Source organism: Streptomyces fuscigenes, assembly GCF_021556455.1.
GTDB classification, from domain to species: domain Bacteria; phylum Actinomycetota; class Actinomycetes; order Streptomycetales; family Streptomycetaceae; genus Streptomyces; species Streptomyces fuscigenes.
Genome location: NZ_JAKGCV010000651.1, coordinates 1 through 2,207 on the forward strand (window position 1 = coordinate 1; position 2,207 = coordinate 2,207).

At 76.0% G+C, this 2,207-nt stretch carries 2 protein-coding genes; one reads left to right on the forward strand and one right to left on the reverse strand.

Annotated elements, in window-relative coordinates; genetic code table 11:
- Positions 1-99: 99 nt before the first annotated feature.
- Positions 100-1,323, forward strand: coding sequence for a PP2C family protein-serine/threonine phosphatase (locus L1885_RS27380; protein ID WP_235799840.1), 1,224 nt, complete (start codon positions 100-102; stop codon positions 1,321-1,323).
- 193 nt (positions 1,324-1,516) lie between these two features.
- Here the strand turns inward: L1885_RS27380 and L1885_RS27385 are convergent, their stop codons facing one another.
- The gene (locus L1885_RS27385) at positions 1,517-1,900 is read right to left on the reverse strand and encodes a DUF2516 family protein (protein ID WP_235799839.1); all 384 of its coding nucleotides are present in this window, start codon (positions 1,898-1,900) and stop codon (positions 1,517-1,519) included.
- Positions 1,901-2,207 lie beyond the last annotated feature (307 nt).

Here is a 2,207-nt window from a genome sequence, read left to right on the forward strand (position 1 = left end):
CGGCGCGGCGAGCCGGACACGGCCGGTGCCGCCGGCGGCACCGAGGACGCGGCGGGCGGCCCCGACGACTGCGCCGCGGCCGAGGACCGGCACCCGCCGGTGCCCCGGGACCTCACCCTGCTGGTGATCGAGGACGACCCGACGGGCCCGTTCAGCGTGCCCGAGCTGCCCGAGGGCGGCGGGACGCGGGTGCGCATCCGCACCGCGCGCAACCTCACCGAGGCGGCCCGGCTGCTGACCGACGACATCGACTGCATCCTCGTCGACCTGGCGCTGCCTGCCGGCGGCACCCGCGCCCTCCCGGAGGACGGGCTCGGCCCGCTCAGCCGCGTCCTGCGGCTCGCGCCCCGGCACGCCGTGCTCGCGCTCGCCGCCGAGGGCGACGCCGAGCGGGCCGCGGCGGCCGTCCGCGCCGGCGCGCAGGACTACCTGCTGCGCGACGAGCTGGACGGACGGCTGCTGAGCCGCGCCATCCGCTACGCCGTCGAGCGCAAGCGGGCCGACGGCGCCCAGCGCCAGCTCACCGAGTCCCGCCTGCACGCCCAGGAGAACGCCCGCCTGGAACGCGGGCTGCTGCCGACCCCGCTGCTGGACGGTTCCGAGCTGCGCTTCGCCTCGCGCTACCGCCCCGGCCGCTCGCGGGCCCTGCTCGGCGGCGACTTCTACGACACGATCCGCACGCCCGACGGCACGGTCCACGCCGTGATCGGCGACGTCTGCGGGCACGGCCCCGACGAGGCCGCGCTCGGCGTGGAGCTGCGCATCGCCTGGCGCGCGCTCACGCTCGCCGGGATGGAGGGCGACCAGCTCCTCGCGACGCTCCAGCAGGTGCTCGAACACGAGCGGGAGAGCGAGGAGATCTTCGCGACGCTGTGCGCGGTGGACATCGCGCCGGACGGGCGCAGCGCCCAGGTCCGGCTCGCGGGCCATCCCGCACCGCTGATCGCGCGCAGCGGCCAGGAGGCCCGGCTGATGTCGTACGAGTGCAGCGGCCCCGCACTCGGGCTGCTGCCCGGCGGCAGGTGGCCCAGCCAGCGGGTCGAGCTCGGCGACGCGTGGGACCTGATGATCTATACGGACGGCCTGATCGAGGGCCGGGTCGGGGCGGGCTCGACCAGCCGGCTCGGCGAGGACGGCATGGCCGGCATGGTCAACGAGCACCTCGCCGAGGGCCTGCGCTGCGACGACCTGATCGAGGCGGCGCTGGCCCGGGTCGAGGAGCTGAACGGCGGGGACCTCACGGACGACGTGGCGGTGCTGCTCCTGGGGCGCGGCGAGATCGCACCCGCGCCGCCCGCGCTCGCCGTCCCGGCGGGACGGTAGTCCGCACCCTCGGGAGAACCCGCGCAGAGGCCGCCGAGCCCGGGGCGGTGGCCGTGGGCGTGGCCGTGACGCATCCGGCCACGACGGACAGCGGGTCGGCGGCCATCACGGCGGACGGCGGGTCGGCGCGTGCGTCAGCGGGTCGTCGAGTCGGCGCGTCGGCGCGTCGGCGGGTCCGTCAGCGGGTCGTGGGTCAGCGGCGGCCGTTGTACGGGCCGTAGGGGCCGTCACTGCTGGAGCCGCCCCCGCCGCGCCGCCCTCCGCGGCCCCGGCCGAAGCGGCCCCCGCCGCTGATGGCGCGGACGGCGGGCCGCACGTCGACCATGAAGACGATCGTGCCGACGAGGCCCGCGATCTGGAACATGGTCACGAACGGGATCGGGACGCCGAGCGTCGGCAGCACGTTCACCGCGACGACGGCCGCGAGGATCGCGACCCAGAACTTCTTCGTCTTCTTGTCCGTGGCGCGGTAGGCGTCCTCGCGCGTGGTCGCTGCGATCACGAGCGCGACGATGCCGAAGAGCAGCAGGAACACGCTGATCAGAAAGAGGACGAAGCCGAATCCCGTGAGCAACATGCTGTGCACCGCCTGAGAAGAAGATGGGTGGTGTGCCGCGTGCAACCGTACGCGAACAAGCCGACAACGGACCGGGCCCGACGAAAATGCCCGGCCCGCGCCGTTCCGTGCGAAATCCGTACGTTTCCCTTACGTGGCGTCTGCCCCGTCAGGGACGCCGCACCCGCCACCGGGCAGCCGGCCGGCCGGGTCGCCGCCTGCCCTGTCCCGGCGCCGGTCACCGAGCGGGCGCCGGCCCGTGCCCGGTCCGGAGGAGGCGACGTCCGGGGCGGCCCCGGGCGGTCGGACCGCCGGGCCCGCCCCGGGC

Bases quoted from the DNA above. Each gene is read 5' to 3' on its own strand.
- L1885_RS27385 (WP_235799839.1), bottom strand. From the start codon at position 1,900: ATGTTGCTCACGGGATTCGGCTTCGTCCTCTTTCTGATCAGCGTGTTC.